At 73.9% G+C, this 18,683-nt stretch carries 20 protein-coding genes and 4 tRNA genes; 10 read left to right on the top strand and 14 right to left on the bottom strand.

From position 1 onward, the window contains the following. Positions 1 to 36: 36 nt before the first annotated feature. The 6 genes from ACZ52R_RS19970 to ACZ52R_RS19995 form a co-directional block, all read right to left on the bottom strand. Complete coding sequence (locus ACZ52R_RS19970) at positions 37 to 462, bottom strand: cytotoxic translational repressor of toxin-antitoxin stability system (RefSeq protein WP_465753821.1); 426 nt, start codon at positions 460 to 462, stop codon at positions 37 to 39. Next, positions 459 to 875, bottom strand: a complete 417-nt coding sequence (locus ACZ52R_RS19975; protein WP_465615727.1) for a prevent-host-death protein — start codon at positions 873 to 875, stop codon at positions 459 to 461. Before ACZ52R_RS19975 ends, ACZ52R_RS19970 begins: the two co-directional genes overlap by 4 nt. A 176-nt stretch (positions 876 to 1,051) precedes the next feature. Beyond that, positions 1,052 to 1,125, bottom strand: a tRNA-Phe gene (locus ACZ52R_RS19980). Positions 1,126 to 1,152: 27 nt separating this feature from the next. Continuing rightward, positions 1,153 to 1,226: transfer RNA gene (locus ACZ52R_RS19985), tRNA-Asp, on the bottom strand. A 55-nt stretch (positions 1,227 to 1,281) separates the two neighbouring features. Next, positions 1,282 to 1,354, bottom strand: a tRNA-Glu gene (locus ACZ52R_RS19990). Between the two features lie 125 nt (positions 1,355 to 1,479). Further along, a complete protein-coding gene (locus tag ACZ52R_RS19995; RefSeq protein WP_316523923.1) occupies positions 1,480 to 1,821 on the bottom strand; it encodes a metallopeptidase family protein in 342 nt (113 codons plus the stop codon). 70 nt (positions 1,822 to 1,891) lie between these two features. Between ACZ52R_RS19995 and crcB (ACZ52R_RS20000) the strand changes: the two genes are divergently transcribed. The 6 genes from crcB (ACZ52R_RS20000) to ACZ52R_RS20025 all read left to right on the top strand — a co-directional run bounded on the left by crcB (ACZ52R_RS20000) (position 1,892) and on the right by ACZ52R_RS20025 (position 7,695). Further along, positions 1,892 to 2,434, top strand: a complete 543-nt coding sequence (gene crcB, locus ACZ52R_RS20000) for a fluoride efflux transporter CrcB (protein WP_465753822.1) — start codon at positions 1,892 to 1,894, stop codon at positions 2,432 to 2,434. Further along, positions 2,431 to 2,865, top strand: coding sequence for a DUF190 domain-containing protein (locus ACZ52R_RS20005; protein WP_465615730.1), 435 nt, complete (start codon positions 2,431 to 2,433; stop codon positions 2,863 to 2,865). The genes crcB (ACZ52R_RS20000) and ACZ52R_RS20005 overlap by 4 nt, the downstream gene beginning before the upstream one ends. Continuing rightward, positions 2,862 to 3,236: a fluoride efflux transporter CrcB gene (gene crcB / locus ACZ52R_RS20010; RefSeq protein ID WP_465661712.1), complete on the top strand. Its 375-nt coding sequence runs from the start codon at positions 2,862 to 2,864 to the stop codon at positions 3,234 to 3,236. The genes ACZ52R_RS20005 and crcB (ACZ52R_RS20010) overlap by 4 nt, the downstream gene beginning before the upstream one ends. A 235-nt stretch (positions 3,237 to 3,471) precedes the next feature. Further along, a complete protein-coding gene (locus ACZ52R_RS20015) occupies positions 3,472 to 4,152 on the top strand; it encodes a hypothetical protein (protein WP_465661714.1) in 681 nt (226 codons plus the stop codon). Between the two features lie 220 nt (positions 4,153 to 4,372). Beyond that, complete coding sequence (locus tag ACZ52R_RS20020; protein WP_360497870.1) at positions 4,373 to 6,676, top strand: DEAD/DEAH box helicase; 2,304 nt, start codon at positions 4,373 to 4,375, stop codon at positions 6,674 to 6,676. 188 nt (positions 6,677 to 6,864) lie between these two features. Further along, a complete protein-coding gene (locus ACZ52R_RS20025) occupies positions 6,865 to 7,695 on the top strand; it encodes a TIGR02452 family protein (protein WP_465753823.1) in 831 nt (276 codons plus the stop codon). 82 nt (positions 7,696 to 7,777) lie between these two features. Here ACZ52R_RS20025 and ACZ52R_RS20030 read toward each other — a convergent pair whose 3' ends face one another. Next, on the bottom strand, positions 7,778 to 8,113 hold the full coding sequence (locus ACZ52R_RS20030; protein ID WP_465661718.1) for a hypothetical protein: 336 nt from the start codon (positions 8,111 to 8,113) through the stop codon (positions 7,778 to 7,780). A 93-nt stretch (positions 8,114 to 8,206) separates the two neighbouring features. Then, positions 8,207 to 9,301, bottom strand: a complete 1,095-nt coding sequence (locus ACZ52R_RS20035; RefSeq protein WP_465615737.1) for a hypothetical protein — start codon at positions 9,299 to 9,301, stop codon at positions 8,207 to 8,209. Between the two features lie 99 nt (positions 9,302 to 9,400). On the opposite strand from ACZ52R_RS20035, the gene ACZ52R_RS20040 reads away from it, so the two are divergent. Next, positions 9,401 to 9,862, top strand: a complete 462-nt coding sequence (locus ACZ52R_RS20040; protein ID WP_465615739.1) for an RICIN domain-containing protein — start codon at positions 9,401 to 9,403, stop codon at positions 9,860 to 9,862. A gap of 19 nt (positions 9,863 to 9,881) precedes the next feature. On the opposite strand, the gene ACZ52R_RS20045 is transcribed toward ACZ52R_RS20040, so the two are convergent. From ACZ52R_RS20045 to ACZ52R_RS20055, 3 genes are all read right to left on the bottom strand, one after another. Beyond that, positions 9,882 to 10,577, bottom strand: coding sequence for a tyrosine-protein phosphatase (locus ACZ52R_RS20045; RefSeq protein ID WP_465661719.1), 696 nt, complete (start codon positions 10,575 to 10,577; stop codon positions 9,882 to 9,884). Between the two features lie 173 nt (positions 10,578 to 10,750). Further along, on the bottom strand, positions 10,751 to 11,512 hold the full coding sequence (locus ACZ52R_RS20050) for an SDR family oxidoreductase (RefSeq protein ID WP_465753824.1): 762 nt from the start codon (positions 11,510 to 11,512) through the stop codon (positions 10,751 to 10,753). 10 nt (positions 11,513 to 11,522) lie between these two features. Then, positions 11,523 to 12,761, bottom strand: a complete 1,239-nt coding sequence (locus ACZ52R_RS20055) for a DNA glycosylase AlkZ-like family protein (RefSeq protein ID WP_465753825.1) — start codon at positions 12,759 to 12,761, stop codon at positions 11,523 to 11,525. Between the two features lie 126 nt (positions 12,762 to 12,887). Here ACZ52R_RS20055 and ACZ52R_RS20060 point away from each other — a divergent pair, with 126 nt between their 5' ends. Both ACZ52R_RS20060 and ACZ52R_RS20065 read left to right on the top strand, forming a co-directional pair. After that, positions 12,888 to 13,658: a nucleotidyltransferase domain-containing protein gene (locus ACZ52R_RS20060; protein WP_465615745.1), complete on the top strand. Its 771-nt coding sequence runs from the start codon at positions 12,888 to 12,890 to the stop codon at positions 13,656 to 13,658. A 46-nt stretch (positions 13,659 to 13,704) separates the two neighbouring features. Beyond that, positions 13,705 to 13,777, top strand: a tRNA-Lys gene (locus tag ACZ52R_RS20065). A gap of 159 nt (positions 13,778 to 13,936) precedes the next feature. Here the strand turns inward: ACZ52R_RS20065 and ACZ52R_RS20070 are convergent. After that, positions 13,937 to 15,445 (bottom strand): MFS transporter, encoded by a 1,509-nt coding sequence (locus ACZ52R_RS20070; RefSeq protein WP_465753826.1) that lies wholly within the window; start codon positions 15,443 to 15,445, stop codon positions 13,937 to 13,939. Between the two features lie 88 nt (positions 15,446 to 15,533). Then, positions 15,534 to 16,109: a TetR/AcrR family transcriptional regulator gene (locus ACZ52R_RS20075; RefSeq protein WP_465615749.1), complete on the bottom strand. Its 576-nt coding sequence runs from the start codon at positions 16,107 to 16,109 to the stop codon at positions 15,534 to 15,536. Between the two features lie 266 nt (positions 16,110 to 16,375). On the opposite strand from ACZ52R_RS20075, the gene ACZ52R_RS20080 reads away from it, so the two are divergent. Next, on the top strand, positions 16,376 to 18,382 hold the full coding sequence (locus ACZ52R_RS20080; RefSeq protein ID WP_465615751.1) for a carbamoyltransferase C-terminal domain-containing protein: 2,007 nt from the start codon (positions 16,376 to 16,378) through the stop codon (positions 18,380 to 18,382). A 107-nt stretch (positions 18,383 to 18,489) separates the two neighbouring features. Here the strand turns inward: ACZ52R_RS20080 and ACZ52R_RS20085 are convergent, their stop codons facing one another. Continuing rightward, entirely contained in the window at positions 18,490 to 18,675 is a 186-nt protein-coding gene (locus ACZ52R_RS20085; protein ID WP_030245889.1) for a hypothetical protein, read from the bottom strand. Between the last annotated feature and the right edge of the window lie 8 nt (positions 18,676 to 18,683).

An 18,683-nucleotide genomic window follows, 5' to 3' on the forward strand; every position in this document is an offset into this window, starting at 1 on the left:
CGCCGGGCGCGTTGAACCGGCAGCGAGGGCAGTGTGTCAGTGGCCCTCGGTCCAGAACTGCTGGAGTCGCGCGATCGCCTGGGCCTTGTCCAGCTCGGCGACCTGGTCCTCGGTGAGTCCGGCGCGGCTGATCAGCAGGTGGACCAGATCTGCGGGAAGTGTCTCGCGTGGTGGCTCAGGCGCGCCTCGACCGGGAGGCGTGCCTTCCAGGACACAGGGCCAGAACACGTCCTCCGTCACATCCAACTGGTCGCGGAGGATGTGTGCCCACATACCGGCGCCGTACGCGGTGCGGTCCACCGGATGAGACACTCGGGTGCGCAGGACGCGCCCGTCGGCAAGCCCGAGTTCGTAGGTCACGTGATGGGTGCCGGCGCGGCCACGGGCGTCCCGTACGCGGCCCCAGCCTTCGATCTTGCAGAACTGCTCGTGTCGTTCGCGTGTCGGCTGAGGCCAGGTCACTTCGCGGCTCCGAGTAGCCAGTCGCGGAGCTGGGTGTCGTCGCTGAGGCCGATGAGCTGGACCAGGCCCCAATTGCCGCGGTGATTCGGCGCGTTCAGGAGACGGTCCTGCCAGTCCTCCGCATACTCGCGCAGCGCGTCGACCATCTCGTCGATGGCCTCATCGAATGTGCCGCCGTCCGCGGCGACCGGCAGGCCGGGGAAGAACACCGACCAGCCGCCGCCCTCGGCGACCACCTCGGCCTTGGAAGGGCACAGCAGAGTGAGAGCGTGGCGCAGCCGCCCCGCGTCGACCACGGCCGCGTACCCGGTGTCTCGGCGAACGGTCGCGACCCGGCCTTGCCCCGCCGCGTCCAGCAGGTCCTTCAGATGTGCTCGGGCTTCGGTATAGCTCTCATAGTGGACCGCTGTCATGGGAAGCCTCCTCGTCCGAGGGCCAGGGTCGCCCTCCGGTGGAAGTACGTCAAGTACGTCACGTACTCACTGGCCTGGTGAGGGGAGTGACCGTCCGCTGCGCCGTTGGCGTCAAACAACACGAAAATGCCCCCGAAGCGATCTGCTTCGAGGGCATCGTGCCTGGTCAGGCTATGTGGCCAGGGCCGGGGTCGAACCGGCGACCTTCCGCTTTTCAGGCGGACGCTCGTACCAACTGAGCTACCTGGCCGTACTGCACCGTCTCTTGCGAGACGAGCGATCCCGACGGGACTTGAACCCGCGACCTCCACCTTGACAGGGTGGCGAGCTAACCAACTGCTCCACGGGACCTGGTAGTGGCGAACCACTAAGGTCTTGCGGCACTGCACTTTACTACGGTACTGCGTGCCCCCAACGGGATTCGAACCCGTGCTACCGCCTTGAAAGGGCGGCGTCCTGGGCCACTAGACGATGAGGGCTTGCGGCCTGTCCCGCTGTTTCCAGCGTTCGGGGACGTCGAGAAGCATATGGGATGTCGGGCGGAACGCCAAAACGGGTTTCGGCCGGCCGGTGGAGCGGAGGCGGGGCGGGGCTGCGGAGGGGGTCAGGACCAGCCGAGCTCGTCGAGTTCGTGGTCGTCGAAACCGAAGTGGTGGGCGACCTCGTGGATCACGGTGGTGCGGACCTCCTCGACCACCTGCTCGCGGGTCTCGCAGTGGCGGAGGGTGGGGCCGCGGTAGATCAGGATGCGGTCGGGCAGGACGCCGGCGTACCACTCGCCGCGTTCGGTGAGCGGGGTGCCTTCGTAGAGGCCGAGGAGTTCGGGGTCGCTCGGGTCGGGTTCGTCCTCGACGAAGATCGCGACGTTGTCCATCATGGCCGCGAGCTGCGGGGGGATCTGGTCGAGCGCATCGCTGACCAGCGTCTCGAACTCTTCCCGGGTCATCTCCACCGGATCATTGTCGGGTCTGGGGTGACGGTGTGCCAGGTGGCGGAGGCCGGTGTTTGATGGGGCTATGACGACCTCGGAGGGCGCGTTGGACGGCACGGTGGACGGTCCGCCCCGGACGCCGCCGCCGGTCGCGGCCCGGGTGCCGAACCGGCCGCCGGTGTTGCGCGGGCAGGGGCCCGCCGTGGCGGCGGTCGCGGCCGGCGGGGCGATCGGGGCGGTGGCCCGGTACGCGGCGGGGCTCGGCTGGCAGACCGGGCCGACGGCCTTCCCGTGGATGACGCTGCTGGTCAACGTGGTCGGCTGCGCGGTGATCGGGGTGTTCCTGGTGGTGATCACCGAGGGGCGCCAGGCGCATCCGCTGGTGCGGCCGTTCTTCGGCACCGGCGTGCTGGGCGGGTTCACCACCTTCTCGACGTACGCGGTGGACGTCCGGCGGCTGCTGGAGGCGGGCCGGCTCGGGCCGGGGTTGGCGTACCTGGGGCTGACGCTGCTGGGCGCGCTGGTCGCGGTGTGGGCGGCGGCCGGGCTGACCCGGCGTCTGATCCACCGCGCGGTGCGCCGCGGAGCCGTGCGGGGCGGCGCCGCGACCGGCGGGGGCGCGCGGTGACCCGGCTGGGCGGGCCGGCGCTGCGGCTGACGGTGCTGGTCGGCGAGAGCGACCGGTGGCACCACCGCCCGCTGTACAGCGAGATCGTGCACCGGGCGCGGGCGGCCGGGCTGGCCGGGGCGAGCGTGTTCCGGGGGATCGAGGGGTTCGGGGCGTCGTCGCTGGTGCACACCACGCGGCTGCTGTCGCTGAGCGAGGACCTGCCGGTGGCGGTGGTGATCGTGGACGAGGAGGAGCGGGTGCGGGCGTTCCTGCCGCAGCTGGACGGACTGGTGGCGGAGGGCCTGGTGCTGCTGGACCGGTGCGAGGTCGTGACCTACACCGGGCGCGGCCCGGACGGGCGTTCGGGTGACGGCGCGGGTGGCGGCTCGGGCGAGGGTTCGGACCGGGGGTCGGGCGAGGGGTCGGGTCGGGGGGAGTCGGCGGGGTGAACTGGCTGCTGGTGGTGGCGGGCGCGGTGGTCGGCGCGCCGATGCGGTATCTGACCGACCGGGCGGTGCAGTCCCGGCACGACTCGGTGTTTCCGTGGGGGACCTTCACGGTGAACGTGGTCGGCTGCCTGATCCTCGGGACGGTGACCGGCGCGGTGGCGGCGGGTGCGGCGTCCTCGCGGGTCCAGCTGCTGCTGGGGACGGGCCTGTGCGGTGCGCTGACCACGTATTCGACCTTCTCGTACGAGACGCTGCGGCTGGCCGAGACCGGTGCCGGGCGGTTCGCGCTGGCGAACGTGGCCGGCAGCGTGGTGGCCGGGCTGGCCGCGGTGTACGCCGGGGCGGAGCTGGCCTCGGCGCTCTGGGGCTGAGGTTTCGGGGCTGAGGCTTCGGGGCGGATGCTCCGGGGCTGAAACTCCGGGGCTGAGGCGGCGCCCTCGGCGGGAGACCGGGGGCGAACTGCCGCCCTGCCCGTGTCCCGCCGGGCCGGGCGCGCGTTGGGCACCGAAAGCGGCCGCGCGTGAGTGGGCGGCCCGGGTGGGGCGGTAGAGAGGGACCTCGGTGGCTTCGGTGCGGGCGGTTCGGGCAGGACGAGCGGTTCGGGCAGTGCGAGCGGCGCGGGCGGTGCGGGCGGTGCGGGTGCGGAACACGGCGGTGCTGCGCTCACGGGCGGTGCGGGCGGCGGCGGTGCTGACGGTGGCCGGAATGGGGCTGACCGGGTGCATGTCGGTGGGCCCGGCGGCGGAGGAGAAGCACGGCGGGGTGGCGCCGGTCGGGCAGGCCGGTGCTGCGGCCCGGCCGGGGGCGACGGGCGGGCCGTCGGCCTCGCCGGGGGCCGGGCACCCGGGCGGTGTGTCGGGGCGCCCGGAGCGGCCGGGGGGCCCGCAGGCCGAGAACGCGCCGGGCGGGGCCACGGCTTCGACGCCGGGCGAGGTGGCGCCCGGGGCGAGTGGCACGGTGACCGGAGTGGTCCCGGTGCCGGGGGCTCCGGCGGGTGCGCCCGGTGGTGGTTCGGCGGGCGCGGTGGACACCAGCCCGGCGCCGCACCCCGGCGGCGGCGCGTCGACCGGCTCCGGCGGCACGACGGGCTCCGGCGGGACGGGCGGCACCGGCGAGCCCCGCTCCGGCGGTTCGGCGGGCTCCCCCTCGGCCACCCCGAGCAGCCGCCCGTCGAGCACCCCCGAGCCCGAGCACACCTCGCCCGCCGCGACCGTCCCGCCGGGCCCGGAACCCTCGTCGGGCAGCTCCGGTTCCCCGGCGCCGAGCCCGCGCGCCGCCGGGCACTAGCGGTGGGCGCCGGGGGTGGGCACTGGGGGATCAACCAGGGCATTTGCCTCCGCCCCCCCGGGTCCTCTATGGTGGTAGATCGTTCGTTTGATTCATTTGACTGGCGCCCTAATTCATCTGGCGCCCTTGGCGCGTTCCGGCGATCCGTGGCTGACCGCATAGAGGCGGTTGTGAAACAGAACCCCGGACTTTGGCGCGTGCCACTTCCGGAAGGTTTTGCATGTCTCTCGTTGACGACGCCCGCTTCGCCATGCCCGCGAACGAGGCCGCCGCCGATGTCACCGACACCATCGACACCATCGACACCGCCGCGGACGAGGTGATCGCCGAGGCCGTGGAGGCCACCGAGGAGGCGGCCGCCGAGCCGACCCTCACCTTCGGCGACCTGGGCCTGCACGACGACGTCGTGCGCGCCCTCGCCAAGCGCGGCGTCACCACCCCGTTCCCGATCCAGGCCGCGACCATCCCGGACGCCCTGGCCGGCAAGGACGTGCTGGGCCGTGGTCGTACCGGCTCCGGCAAGACCCTCAGCTTCGGCCTGCCGCTGCTGACCCGCCTCGCCGACGGCGAGCGCACCAAGCCCAAGCACCCGCGCGGCCTGATCCTGGTCCCGACCCGCGAGCTCGCCATGCAGGTGGCCGACGCCCTGGAGCCGTTCGGCTCGGTGCTCGGCCTCAAGCTCAAGGTCGTCTGCGGCGGTACCTCGATGTCGAACCAGATCTACGCGCTGGAGCGCGGCGTCGACGTCCTGGTCGCCACCCCGGGCCGCCTGCGGGACCTGCTGAACCGCGGCAGTGCCAAGCTCGCCGACGTCCAGACCGTCGTGCTCGACGAGGCCGACCAGATGGCGGACATGGGCTTCCTGCCCGAGGTCACCGAGATCCTCGACCAGGTGCCGGCCGGCGGCCAGCGCCTGCTGTTCTCCGCCACCCTGGAGAACGAGATCGACACCCTGGTCAAGCGCTACCTGAAGAACCCGGTCACCCACGAGGTCGACCCCTCGGCCGGCGCCGTCACGACCATGACCCACCACATCCTCGTGGTGAAGCCCAAGGACAAGGCGCCGATCACCAACGCGATCGCCGCCCGCAAGGGCCGCACGATCATCTTCGTCCGCACCCAGATGGGCGCCGACCGGGTCGCCGAGCAGCTGATCGAGGCCGGTGTGAAGGCCGACGCGCTGCACGGTGGCATGACCCAGGGCGCCCGTACCCGTGTCCTCGGCGACTTCAAGGACGGCTACGTCAACGTCGTCGTCGCCACCGACGTCGCCGCCCGCGGCATCCACGTCGACGGCATCGACCTGGTCCTGAACGTGGACCCGGCCGGCGACCACAAGGACTACCTGCACCGCTCCGGCCGCACCGCGCGGGCCGGCCGCTCCGGCGCCGTCGTCACCCTGGTGCTGCCGCACCAGCGTCGCGGCATCTTCCGCCTGATGGAGGACGCGGGCGTCGACGCCAGCCGCCACATCCTGGACCACGCCTTCGACGCGGAGGTCGCCCGGATCACCGGCGCCCGTTCGCTGACCGAGGTCCAGGCGGAGAGCGCCGCCAACATCGCCGGTGCCGCCGAGCGCGAGATCGCCGACATGACCCGCCAGCTGGAGCGCGCGCAGCGTCGCGCCACCGAGCTGCGCGAGGAGGCCGACCGCCTGGCCGCCCGTGCGGCGCGCGAGCGGGCCGACCTGGGCATCGAGGACGAGGAGCCGGCCGCCGACGAGACCGGCGAGCCGACCGAGGCCGCTGCCGCTCCGGCCGCCGCCGAGGCCCCCGCTTCCGCGCCGAAGGCCGAGGACCGCGCCTCCGCGCCGAAGACCGAGGACCGCGCCCCGGCGTACCGCGAGGCGCGCAGCGAGCGTCCGGCCTTCGGTCGTGACCGCGACCGGGACCGTGACCGTGGCGACGACCGTCGCTCCGGTGGCTTCAACCGTGACCGTGGTGGCGAGCGTGGCGGCTTCGGCGGCCGCGACCGTGACGACCGTCGCTCCGGTGGCTTCGGCGACCGTGACCGTGGCGGCGACCGCGGCGGCTTCAACCGCGACCGTGGCGACGACCGTCGCTCCGGTGGCTTCGGCGGCCGTGACGACCGTCGCTCCGGTGGCTTCGGCGACCGTGACCGTGGTGGCGACCGCGGTGGCTTCAACCGTGACCGTGGTGGCGAGCGTGGCGGCTTCGGCGGCCGCGACCGCGACGACCGTCGCTCCGGTGGCTTCGGCGACCGTGACCGCGGTGGCGACCGCGGCGGCTTCAACCGCGACCGTGGCGACGACCGCGGCGGCCGTTCCTTCGGTGACCGTCCGGCCCGTTCCTTCGGTGACCGTCCGGCCTTCGGCCGTGACGAGCGTGGCGGCAGCAGCAGCAGCCGTCCGTTCGCCCGCCGCGACGACCACCGCTCCGGCGGCCGTCCGCAGGCCGACCGCGGTGGCTTCAACCGTGACCGTGGTGGCTTCGGCGACCGCGACCGTGGCGCCGACCGCGGCGGTTTCAACCGCGACGACCGCAAGCCGCGCTGGAAGAACTGACGTCGTACGGGCGGTAGTCGACCGCCCGCCCGGCTGAACGTACGAAGGGCCCGCTCCGTCCCCCGGAGCGGGCCCTTCGCGTTCCCCCGATACCCCCCGACACCTCGTCATGCTCCCCCCGAGGTGTTGTTCTGGAAGTGAGAATAACCTGTGGCGCGCGGACGCGGTAGTCCCGTAGCGTCCGGAGCATGAGCAGCAGACTGCAGGACGTGGCACGGGTGAACGAGGAGATCGCCGAGCGGGGGGACTACCGGACGGCCGGCGGCGAACCCGTGCGGGTGGGGAAGCAGTTGACGGCGGCGCAGGCCGGCACGGTGTCGTACACACCGCAGGCGCTGGACGCGCTGGTGGCGGCGGGCGAGCCGGGCCCGGGGCCGCGCGGCAGCGTCGAGGTGACGGCCGAGGGGAGCATCGAGGCCGCCCGGCGGCTGGTCGAGGCCGGGGGCGGCCCGGTCGGGGTGCTGAACTTCGCCTCCGCGCGCAACCCCGGCGGCGGGTACCTGCGCGGGGCCCGCGCCCAGGAGGAGGACGTGTGCCGCAGCGCGCTGCTGTACAGCTGCCTGCTGGAGGCGCCGGACTACTACGAGGCGCACCGGGCCTCCACCGACCTCCGGTACAGCCACCGGGTGATCGTCTCGCCCGACGTGCCGGTCATCCGGGACCGGCGCGGAGACCTGCTGGCGCAGCCGTACCCGGTCACCTTCCTGACCTCGCCCGCGCCCAACGCCGGGCAGCTGGAACGGCGTTCGCCCGGTACGGACGTGCGGGGCGTGCTCGCCGAGCGGGCCGTCCGGGTGCTCGCGGCGGCGGCCCGGCACGAGGTGCGCGCGCTGGTGCTCGGCGCCTGGGGCTGCGGGGTGTTCGGCAACGACCCGGCCCAGGTCGCCGAGGCCTTCGAGGCCGCGCTGGCCCGGTACGGGGCGGCCTTCGACCGGGTGGTGTTCGCGGTCTGGGACCGCTCGCCGGTCTCGGCGAACCGGGCCGCCTTCGAGGCCCGGTTCGGCAAGGGGGAGCAGTAGCGGGAGCGGCGGGCCGTCCCGTTCGGCGGGCCGCCGGTTACCGCGGGCCGCCGGTTACCGCGGGCCGGCTACCGCGGGCCGGCTACCGCTTGCGGGCGGACAGCGCCGTCGCGGCCGTGGAGGCCGCCACGACCACACCGGTGACGGCGAAGACGGACGGCCAGGCGCCGATCTTCTTCGCCAGCGGGTGCGAGCCGCCGAAGGCCGACACGTACAGGCCGGTCAGCGCCGCCGCGGCGCCCGGGCCCGAGCTCCGGCGCCACTGCGCGGCCGCCCCGGCGCCGGCCACCGCCAGCACCGCGCCGCCCAGTTCGCGCCGGCCGGTCCAGCGGGCGACGCCGTAACCACCGACCAGACCGCTCGCCGCGGTCAGCGCGGCGGGCGCGGCGGCCGCGAGCACGTTCGGGACCTTCGCCATCGTCGACTCCACTCCTCGGGGCTGTGTCGGATTCCGACCCTAACCCGACCGGGCCGGCGAACCTCCGGGGCCTGCGGCTCGTCGGTACGCCCGCTACCGGAAGGCCTCCGCGGGGGACTGCCCCGGGACCGTACGGGCCAGCTTGTGCGCCGCCTCCGCCGGGTCGAGCACCCGCTCCAGCCGCAGGTCGCCCGGGACCTCCTGGATGAACCGCCCGGCCGACCAGCTGCGCTCGTACGGAAGCGGCTCCAGCACCAGGGTGCGCAGGCCGTCCAGCACCGGGATGTCGCTCGGGGTGCCCTCGTTCCAGAGCCAGGAGCCGTCCGGGGCGACCAGGTTGAAGGCGCCGGTCGCGGTCACCCGGCGGCCGTCCAGGAAGGCCGTCCGGGCCAGCGCCGCCACCTCCGGGTCCTGCGGGGCGCCGGGCAGGTGGCCGCCGCCGATCAGCACATCGGCGAGCAGGGTGTGCAGCTGGAAAGTGTCGCTCAGGCCGCTCATCCGCAGCAGGTAGCCGGTGCCGGTCGGACGGTCGAGCACCAGCAGCGGCTCGTCGTCCAGCATCAGCGCCAGGTGGCCCAGGCCCCTGAGGTCGTGCTGCTCGCCCCCGTACCGGCCGAACAGTTCCACGAGCGCCTCGGTCACCCCCGAGGCGTGGGCCTCGGCCCGGACCGGGGCGTGCGAGTAGACCGCCCAGGACGCCTGCTGCCACAGGTGCAGCGTCCACCAGCCGACCACGGCCAGGTGCGCGTGCCACTCGTCCAGCAGCGCCGGGTCGGCGATCCGCTCGTGGGCCGCGGCCGGATCGTCCTCCTCCGGGTCCGGCAGCGGGCCGCCGCCGGTCTCGGCCCAGCGCCGCACCAGCAGCTCCACCCCGGTCAGCGCCCCGCGCAGGCCGGCCAGCACCGGGCCGGCACAGGCGACCGGGTCGGCGCCGTACTCGACGCAGGCACCCACCACCATCGCCAGGTGGGAACGGGGGAACGGCGGGGCGTCCGGCAGGAGCGCGGCCAGCCGGGGGCCGGCCGCCGCCCGCTCCTCCGGGTCGGCCGAGCCGAACAGGCCGCCGACCAGGCCGAGGGTGGAGCCGAAACGCTCGTCGTCCCCGGCGGCGACCACCGCCTCCAGTTCGGCCACGGCGTCGAGGAACGCGGGCTGCTGACGGTGCGACGGTATCTGCTCGGTGGACATTCGCCGCAGCATAGGCGGCGGAGCCGGTCCGGTCGAAACGCCCGCCGCGCGGCCACTTCGGCCACGAGGCCTGTCGGTGCCCGGTGGCAGACTTCGACCGTGACAGACAGCGCGACCGACTCCGCGATCACCGACGGCAGCTACCTCCTCCGCAACGTCGGCAGCGGCCTGCTGCTGCAGGTCGCCGACGCCTCCCGGCGCAGCGGCGCCCGGATCGTCCTGGGCGCGGACGACGGCACCGACGCCCAGCTCTGGCACCTCACCGCCGTCCACCCGGGCGGCGCGCTCTTCCACGTCGAGAACGCCGCCAGCGGCAAGCGCCTCGACGTCACCGGCGCCTCCCCGGACAACGGCGTCCCCGTCCAGCAGTGGGGCGCCAACGCCTTCGGCGCCCAGGAATGGCTGCTGGAAGCCCACGTGGACGCCCCCGGGACGTACACCGTCACCAGCTTCATCAGCGGCAAGCCGCTGACCGCGCCGGAGAGCCCGGACGGTGTCGTCCACCAGTGGGAGGACCTCGACGAGCCGACCCAGTGGTGGCGCTTCGAGCGCCGGGGGTAGCGGTGGGCCCGGCCGCCGCTCAGGCCGAGAGGTGGGCGCGGACGGCGTCCAGTTCGGCCTCGGTGGCGCCGTGGTGGCGCAGGTAGGCGGGGATCGTGCCGTGGTGGGTGCGGATCCAGGCGAGGGAGGAGGCGAGGAGCTCGGCGCCGACCGGCCGGGAGAGGCGTTCGGCGCCGGTCTCGTCGACGTACGGGACGGGGCCCTTGTCCAGGCCGAGGCCGAGGTTGGAGAGCAGGAAGTCGGCGGTGATGTCGGCCTCGGAGGCGCCCAGCAGGGACTGCAGGACGGCGATGGTGAGGCCGGTGCGGTCCTTGCCGACGGCGCAGTGGACCACGACGGCCAGCGAATCCGGTGCGGCGAGGCGGCGCATGACGGCGGCGAGTGAGGGCCCGGCCGTCTCGGCCATGAAGGGGTAGAGGGCGGCCTGGTCCTCCGGCCAGGGCCGGTCGACGCCGCCGCGGTCGGCGGGCAGTGTCGGCAGGTTGAACGCCTCGTGGTCGAGGCCGTGCCGCTGGTCCGGCCAGATCTCCAGCTCGAACGCGCTGCGCAGGTCGATCACCGTCCGCAGACCGAGGGCCTTGAGCCGCCGGGCGCCCTCCTCGGTGAGCGCGTGGAAGGAGCCGGAGCGGTAGAGCACGCCCCGGCGGAGGGCGCCGATGCCGCCCGCGTCACGGAAGTTGCGCACACCGGGGATGTCGATGAAGGCGTCGGTCATGGCCTCCACCGTACGGGCGGGGGCAGACGTGCGGAAGGAAACCGGAGGGGGCCGTTCGGTAGCGGGTCGACGCTGTCCGAAATCGGTCCCCGACCCGCCCGGGAACGGCCCTCGGGGATAGTCAGCCGCCCGGGAACGGGTGTCAGTGGTCGTCAGCCGCCCGGGAACGGCGGTCAGCGGCCGCCCGAGACCTCCAGGAAGGCCCCCGTGGTGTACGAGGCGGCCGGGGAGAGCAGGAAGAGGATCGCCTCGGCGACCTCCTCCGGCTGCCCGCCGCGCCGCATCGGCAGGTTCGGGGCGACCCGGTCGACCCGCCCGGGCTCGCCGCCGAGCGCGTGGATGTCGGTGTGGATCAGCCCGGGCCGCACCGCGTTGACCCGGATCCCCTCGGCGGCGACCTCCAGCGCGAGGCCGCGGGTCATCGAGTCCACCGCGCCCTTGGCGGCCGCGTAGTCGACGTACTCGTTCGGCGAGCCGATCCGGGAGGCGGCCGAGGAGACGTTGACGATGGCGCCACCGCGCCCGCCGTACCGGGTGGACATCCGACGGACGGCCTGGGCCGCGCACAGGAACGGGCCGGTGATGTTGGAGGCCCAGATCCGGTTCAGCCGGTCCTCGTCGATCTCCTCCAGCCGGCACTGCTTCTCCAGTGTGCCCGCGTTGTTCACCAGGCCGGTGAGCGGCCCGAGTTCGGCGTCCACGGTGGCGAACAGCCGCTCCACCTCGGCGGTCCGGCTGACGTCGGCGCGGACGGCGAGGGCGGTGCCGCCCTCGGCCCGGACGGCGTCCACCACGGCGGCCGCCGAGGTCTCGTCCGTACGGTAGTTGACGCAGACCCGGTAGCCGCGGCGGGAGGCCAGCAGGGCGGTGGCGGCGCCGATGCCGCGGCCGGCGCCGGTGACGAGCAGGACGCCGTCGGTGGTGGTGGTCGACATGATCCGTACGCTACCCGGCCGTTGGGCGGGCCACGCCCGCCGCGCCCGCCGCCGCCCGCAGCGCCGCGATCTTCGGCGCCCGGCTCTTCGGCGAGTCGAGGCTGAAACCCCGGGCGTCGCCGAGCTCCTCGCGGACGAACGCCTCGGTGCGCGCCACCGCCTCGCGCAGGGCGTCGTCGAGCGGGACGAAGGGCAACAGGACGATCTCGGTCCGCTCGGTGTCGTACTCCCAGAGCCCGACGATCCGGCCGCGGTCGAGCACGACGTGGGTCTGCGGGTCGGCCTCGGTGCCGAAGGCGCGGCCGGCCCGGCCGGCGGGCAGCGGGCGGGCGGCGTCGGCGGGGTCGAGCAGCCGGGACAGCTCGCGGTGCAGCAGGTGGATGCCGTCGATGCCGGCCAGCAGGGTGTAGTGCGGTGTGCGGGGTGCCCTGAACTCGGCGAACTCCTCGGCGAGTTCGGGTGGCAACAGGAGCTCCGAGCCGGGTGCGAGCGGCACCACGCCCGCCTCGGCGACGGCCCGGCGGGCGGTGGCGGCGGTGAAGCCGGAGAACCAGCGGAAGTGCTTGAGGGTGGCCGGGCCGGCCCAGGCGAAGTAGCGGCGGGCGAGGTCGACGGCGTCCCCCGCGACCGGCTGGTCCCAGCCGACGTAGCCGTAACGCTGCTGGTCCAGACGGCCGTTGACGGGCACCCGGCGGAGCCGGCCGCGCGACTGCATCAGCCCGAGGGCGAGCGGCAGGGTGGTGGCGACGCCGCGCTTCCGGCCCGCGTCGCCGAGCGGGCGGACCGCGTCGCCGACCGACTCCCGGATCGTGGTCGGGTCCAGCGGCTCGTCCGGGGACACGACGCGCTCGATGGCCAGGCAGAGCTTCTCCACCTCGTCCCGGCCGACCCCCAGGTGCTTCTCCGCCGCGACCAGTTCACCCGCCGGCGCGGCCGCGCCGGCGGCCAGGCCGAGCGCGAAGTCGGCGGCCGGCAGCACGTACGTACAGCCCCGCGCGGCCGGTAGCTCGTGCACCTCGAGCCGGGCCACCGCCGCGTCCACCGCCGCCCGGCGGATCCCGGCCCGGGCGAACAGGCCCAGGTACGGCGCCGCGCCGCCCACGGAGCGGGCCCAGCCGGTGGCGGCCAGCACCTCGGCGGCGGACGCGCCGCTGTGCGGGCGGTCCAGCCACTGCCGGTGCGACCACCAGGCCCGCAGCTTCTCGACGCCGACGGCTGCCACCGCTTCCACGTGGGGATCGTGCTCCATGCGGCCAGTATCGGCGGCCGGGCGGGCCCCGGACCGGAATTCGCTCGCCCGGCGCGGCCTGTTCCGGAGAAGATGCCCCGTACCTGTCCGCAGCCCGTCCGTACGCCTCCCGGGAGGAGACCGCCCGTGCCCGCAGCCCTGTCCCCAGCGGAGACTCCGGGCACCGTCCTGCTCTCCGGCATCGTCGGCTCCACCGCGTACGGCTTCGCCCACGCCGGCTCCGACCTCGACCGGCTGGGCCTGTTCGCCACCCCCACCGAGGAGTTGCACGGCCTGCACCGCCCGGCCGAGTCGCACGTCAGCACCCGGCCCGACCTCACCCTGCACGAGGCCGCCAAGTGGTGCCGGCTCGCGCTGACCTGCAACCCGACCGCATCCGAACTCGTCTGGCTGCCGGACCATCTGTACGAGACCCGCACTCCGCTCGGCGAGGAGCTGATCGGCATCCGGGCGGCCTTCCTCAGCGCCCCCGCCGTGCGGAAGGCCTACCTCGGGTACGCCGACCAGCAGTTCCGCAAGCTGCTGACCCGCGACACCACCGACCCGGCCACCCGCCGCCGGGCCGCCAAGCACGCCCGGCACCTGGTCCGGCTGGTCGAGCAGGCCGTCCGCCTGCACGAAACCGGCCACAACCTGATCCGGCTGCCCGACCCGGAACGGATCCGCGACCTCGGCGAACGCATCGCCGACCGCCCCGCCGTCGCCGAATCCCTGCTGGCCGACGCCGCCGACCGGCTGGCCGGTCCCGGCGTCCTCCCGGCCGCTCCCGACCCCCGCCCCGCCGAGGCCTGGCTCCGCCGCGTCCGCGCCGCCCACTACACCCCGCCTCAAGGGCCGCTGCACACCCCCGGCGCGCCCGCGCAATCCACTGGCGGAGCCCGGGGCCCCACCGGGTAGGATCGCCCTGGCCCTCCCACCAGGCACCACCGGGACCAAGGGCCGCGGGGTACTAGCTCAATTGGCAGAGCTGCGGACTTTTAATCCGTAGGTTCAGGGTTCGAGCCCCTGGTGCCCCACCCGATCGAATGCTGTCCGACCTGGGCGTTCTCCCCTGAGGGGAGGACGCCCTTAGTCGTCTTCGGGGCCGGGGAGGGGCCCGGCCGGGGCGGGCGGGTCGGGCCCGGGTGGAGGCTCAACTGCGGTGTGCCCAAGGGGCCTTTGGCGCCGGAGGTCGCTCAGTTCGCCCGAGCGGGTGCCGGGACGGCGGTGCGGGCGGGAGAGGCTTCGGCGGGGGCGGGGGCGGGGGCGGTGGTGGCGCGGGAGAGGCGGAGGGTGAGGGCGATCATGGCGAGGACGGCGGCGAGGGCGAGCCAGGTGGCGGCTGCCGCGGCGGTGGCGTGGGTGTGGTGGTCGAGGACGGCGAAGTAGGTGCCGCCCAGGACGGCGACGCCGGTGACGGCGGCGAACTGCTGGGTGGTGGAGAGGGTGCCGGCGGCGGTGCCGGCGCGCTGGGGGGTGATGCCGGCCATCGGGGCGCCGATCAGGGAGGGCAGGACGAGGCCGTTGCCGATGCCCATCAGGCCCATGGTGGTCAGCAGCCAGGGGAGGGCATGCCGTTCGCCGTCGGTCTGCAGGGCGAGGGCGGTGAGCAGCAGGCTCAGGGCGGTGATCAGTCCGCCGACGACGGGGACGCGGAGCCCGTACCGGGGGATCAGGCGCTTGCCGGTCAGCGAGGAGACCATGGCGAGGGCGGCCATGGGGGTGAAGACCAGGCCGGAGCGGAGCGGGCTGTAGCCGAAGCCGGTCTGCACGGTGAGGCTGATGACGAAGACGAAGCCGGCGAAGAAGGCCATGAAGGCGGCGTTGACGGCCAGTCCGGTCCGGAAGACCCGGCCGCGGAACAGCGCCGGGTCGAGCAGCGGCTGTCCGCCGCGGGCGGCGAGGCGGCTCTCCCGGCGCAGGGCGGCCAGGAAGGCGGGGACGGCGGCGGCGAGCATCGCCCAGGCCCACAGCGGCCAGCCGGCCTCCCGGCCGAGGACGAGCGGGACGAGGGCCAGGGCCAGCGAGCCGGAGACGGCGAGCACGCCGATGCCGTCGAGGGCGGGGCGGCGGCCGGTGGTGGTGCGGGGCAGGACGGCGGCGGCGACGGCGAGGACGATCAGGCCGACCGGCAGGTTGACGAGGAAGACGGCGCGCCAGCCGAGGCCGAAGAGGTCGCCGTCGAGCAGGACGCCGCCCAGCAACTGGCCGCAGACGCCGCTGAGTCCGCCGGTGACGCCGAACCAGGCCAGAGCGCGGGGCCGGCCCTCGGCGGGGAGGGCGGTGGTGATCAGGGCGAGCACCTGGGGCACCATGGCGGCGGCGGTGAGGCCCTGGAGCAGGCGGGCGAGCACCAGCTGGGTGGGGGACTGGGCCAGTCCGCACAGCACGGAGGCCAGGGTGAAGGCGGCCATCCCGGTAAGGAACATCCGCCGGTGGCCGAGGATGTCGCCGAGCCGTCCGCCGAGGACGAGTCCGGTGGCGTAGCTGAACACGTAGCCGGCGACGACGAGTTCCAGCATGGCCTGGCCGGCGCCGAGGTCGGCGCGGATGGCGGGCAGGGCGACGTTCACGACGTTGCCGTCGAAGCCGTACATGAAGAAGGCCGCCAGGATGACGGGCAGGAGGGGTGGGCGGAGCCGCTGGAGCGGGCTGGACGGACGGGGCGGGCGAGACTGATGGGTCGGGCGGGGCTGGACGGACATCGGGTCAGGCCTCCGGTGAAGGCTGTTATTGGCTGAAGTGCCAAAAACTTGGGCAGGAAAAGCGCCGGGGGTGGCCCGGCGGAGAAACTCAGGCGCGCAGGTCGTCGACGACGGCGTCGACGGTCGCGTGCAGCGATTCGGGCTCGAAGCCGGCCTTGGCCTGCAGCAGTAGGCCGTGGAAGGCGGCCATCACCTGCCGGGCGAGCTGCTGCGGGGTGCGGTCCGCGCGGATCTCGCCGCGGACCCGGCCCGCCTCGACCGCCGTCGTCAGCGCGGACTCCAGCGGGATGAAGGCCTGTCGGGCCAGGTGTGCCAACTCCGGCTCGGGCCCGGCCAGTTCGGTCACGGTGTTGACGGCCAGGCAGCCGCGGTGGTCGGCCGTCGTGCGGTCCACCCCGGTGCGCAGCAGCCGCCGGATGCGCTCCAGTGGCGGCTGGTCGTCGGCCATGGCGTTCGCGCCGGCGGCGCCCTGCTCCCGGTAGCGGCGCAGTGCCAGTTCGAACAGCTGCCGCTTGCCGCCGAAGGCGTTGTACAGGCTGCCGCGCAGCATGCCGGTGCTCTCGGCCAGGTCGTCGGTCGAGGTCGCGGTGTACCCCTTGGTCCAGAAGGTGTTCATGGCCGCGTCGATCGCGGCCTCGGTGTCGAACTTCCTCGGGCGTGCCATGGGAGGATGATGGCAGTTCTTGGCTGCTCTGTCAAAAACTCCGTCAGACGGGCCGCCGGCCCCGCTGCGCATGCGTATGCGGGCGGCCGGGACGTGCGTAAACGGGGATTTCAGTATGTACCGGGCGTCCGCACGCATGGTCGAATGACCGGGTAGTCGCTGGTGCCGGGGGCGGGCGGCCGGCCCTGGGCGGGGTGCGGGAAATCCCCTCGCGAACGGGCCGGAATTACCTCCTCCTGGGCAGACCGAGGAAAAAAGAGGTAACCGTGGCCGAGTATTTCCTTTCCGCCTATCTCACGCCGCCGGGGCCGGGTGCGGTCTTCTCGGTGCGGCACGACCAGAATGTCGCGCTGTGGCGCCGGGACGGCGCCGACGTCGAACTGGTGCGGGTGTGGGAACTGGAGCGGGTCAGCGGGCAGAAGCACCACTTCTGGCCGCTGTACACCGAGGGCCGGGCCGAGGCCTTCCTGTCGGCCCTGCTGGCCGAGGAGGGGCTGACCCTCGACGACGTGACGGCGACCTGGGGCACGCCGGGGCTGCCGAAGGCGCAGTCGGTGCCCAAGCCGGCCGGGTCGGAGGAGTTCCCGCTGCACAGCCTGGCGCACCTGTTCAGCGGGGTGCTGCGGGACGTCCCGCTGTTCCGTGACGGGCAGATCATCGGTCTGGCGATCGACGCACTGCCCGACTACGCGCAGGAGAGCCGCCCGAACACCTACTGGTACGCCGGCTGCGTGGTGAAGCAGGGGCGGATCACCTTCGAGCCGGTGGAGTCTCCCGGCCCGCTGTACACCGCCGCCGAGACGGTGTTCGGCCTGGAGCCCGGCTCGCTGATGGCCCTGGCCTCGGCCTCGACCGCGGCGATCGAGTACGACGCCGAGGCGGCCATCGCGGAAGTCACCTTCTTCGGCGGCGCCGCGACCCAGCCCTGGAAGGCCGCGCACGACCTGGTGCGCGCCGTGGTGGCCGCCGCCGACGAGCAACTGGCCGGCGTCGAGCTCGACGACACGCTCAGCCGCGAGGACCACCTGCGCAGCGCGGTGATGAAGGTCATCCAGCGCTGCTGCGAGGGCGTCGCGATCCGCAACGTGGAACGGCTGCTGGAGGTCGGCGGCATCCGCGCCGAGGACACCCACCTGTCGACCAGCGGCGGCTACGCGCTCAACTGCCCCACCAACACGCTGCTGATGGACCGGTTCGGCTTCAAGGGCCTGGTCACCCCGCCGTGCGCCAACGACTCCGGCCAGGGCATCGGCCTCGGCCTGCTCGGCCTGTACGGGGCCGGCGCGCTGGCGGAAGCCGGACTGCGGATCGTCTCGCCGTACTACGGCCGGGACGTGCTGGACGTCGAGGAGGCGCTGGCCGAGTTCGCGCCGTGGATCGCCTCGGTGACGGACTTCGAGGCCGAGCGGTTCGTCGCCGACGTCTCGGACGGCGTGATCGCCTGGGTGGACGGCCGGGCCGAGCTCGGGCCGCGCGCGCTGGGCCACCGCAGCCTGATCGGGGACCCGCGCTCGCACAAGGTCAAGGACCTGCTGAACACGTACAAGCGGCGCCAGTGGTGGCGCCCGGTCGCGCCGATGGTGATGGCCGAGTACGCGGGCGAGTGGTTCGCCTCGGACCGCGAGTCGCCGTACATGCTGGAGGCCGTCCAGGTCCGGCCGGAGGTGCGGGACCTGGTGCCCGCGATCGTCCACCTGGACGGCTCGGCCCGGCACCAGACCGTCACCGCCGAGTCCAACCCGCGGCTGCACCGGGCGCTGGACGCGTTCCGGGCCGCGACCGGGGTGCCGATCCTGTGCAACACCTCGCTCAACGACAAGGCCGAGGCCGTCGTCGACCAGGCCGGGGAGGCGCTCAACTTCTGCGTCCGCAAGGGCGTCGCGGTGCTGTACCTGTGCGGGCGGCGGGTCGAGCTGCGGGCCGAGCCGGTGCCGGCCGCGGCCGCGCCGACCGAGCCGCGGCAGCGCGCCCTGGAGTACTTCGCCGGGCAGGAGGCGGACCGCGACGCGCTGTGGCAGGGCTGGCTGGACGCCGGGTACACCGTCGAGGGCATGTACCACCTGTCGCGCAGCCACCAGCTGCGTGCCGAGCAGGAGCTGTCCACGCCGGAGCGGGTCAACCTGCTGGCCGCGTACCGCGCGAAGGTCGACCCGTCGTTCCGCGGGCTGGTCGACAACTTCCGCCGCACGCACGGGCCGGGCGGCTCCTTCGTCGACCCGTCCACGCTGACCGGGGCGTTCGGGGTGATCAACCCGCTGCGCCGGTCGCGTTAGGCGGACGCGGAGTAGGCCGTACCGGAAACGGGTCGGGGGGTAAGGCTTTTGAAGCCTTACCCCCCGACCCGTTGTTGCTGCTAAGCGACCGGGCGTCGACACCACCGTCAGTAGCGCGGCTTCCGGGTCAGCGCCAGACCGCCCAGCAGGAAGGCGACGCCGAGCACGCCGGCGACGACCGCGTCGGTGGTCTGGGCGGGCTTGTGGCTGGCGTCCATCACGGCGGTGATCAGGCCGGCCACGGCGCTGATGTAGCAGAAGATGGTGATGAAGATCTTGACCTTGGGGTGCACGGGTTTCC

The organism is Kitasatospora sp. NPDC034023 (assembly GCF_055575795.1).

Excerpts from the sequence above, each read along its gene's own strand:
- ACZ52R_RS20070 (WP_465753826.1), bottom strand. The coding sequence starts at position 15,445 with ATGTCCGTCCAGCCCCGCCCGACCCATCAGTCTCGCCCGCCCCGTCCG.
- ACZ52R_RS20030 (WP_465661718.1), bottom strand. The coding sequence starts at position 8,113 with ATGGCGAAGGTCCCGAACGTGCTCGCGGCCGCCGCGCCCGCCGCGCTG.
- crcB (WP_465753822.1), top strand. The coding sequence starts at position 1,892 with ATGACGACCTCGGAGGGCGCGTTGGACGGCACGGTGGACGGTCCGCCC.
- ACZ52R_RS20075 (WP_465615749.1), bottom strand. The coding sequence starts at position 16,109 with ATGGCACGCCCGAGGAAGTTCGACACCGAGGCCGCGATCGACGCGGCC.
- ACZ52R_RS20055 (WP_465753825.1), bottom strand. The coding sequence starts at position 12,761 with ATGGAGCACGATCCCCACGTGGAAGCGGTGGCAGCCGTCGGCGTCGAG.
- ACZ52R_RS20050 (WP_465753824.1), bottom strand. The coding sequence starts at position 11,512 with ATGTCGACCACCACCACCGACGGCGTCCTGCTCGTCACCGGCGCCGGC.
- ACZ52R_RS19995 (WP_316523923.1), bottom strand. The coding sequence starts at position 1,821 with ATGACCCGGGAAGAGTTCGAGACGCTGGTCAGCGATGCGCTCGACCAG.
- ACZ52R_RS20020 (WP_360497870.1), top strand. The coding sequence starts at position 4,373 with ATGTCTCTCGTTGACGACGCCCGCTTCGCCATGCCCGCGAACGAGGCC.
- ACZ52R_RS20045 (WP_465661719.1), bottom strand. The coding sequence starts at position 10,577 with ATGACCGACGCCTTCATCGACATCCCCGGTGTGCGCAACTTCCGTGAC.
- ACZ52R_RS19975 (WP_465615727.1), bottom strand. The coding sequence starts at position 875 with ATGACAGCGGTCCACTATGAGAGCTATACCGAAGCCCGAGCACATCTG.
- ACZ52R_RS20035 (WP_465615737.1), bottom strand. The coding sequence starts at position 9,301 with ATGTCCACCGAGCAGATACCGTCGCACCGTCAGCAGCCCGCGTTCCTC.
- ACZ52R_RS20025 (WP_465753823.1), top strand. The coding sequence starts at position 6,865 with ATGAGCAGCAGACTGCAGGACGTGGCACGGGTGAACGAGGAGATCGCC.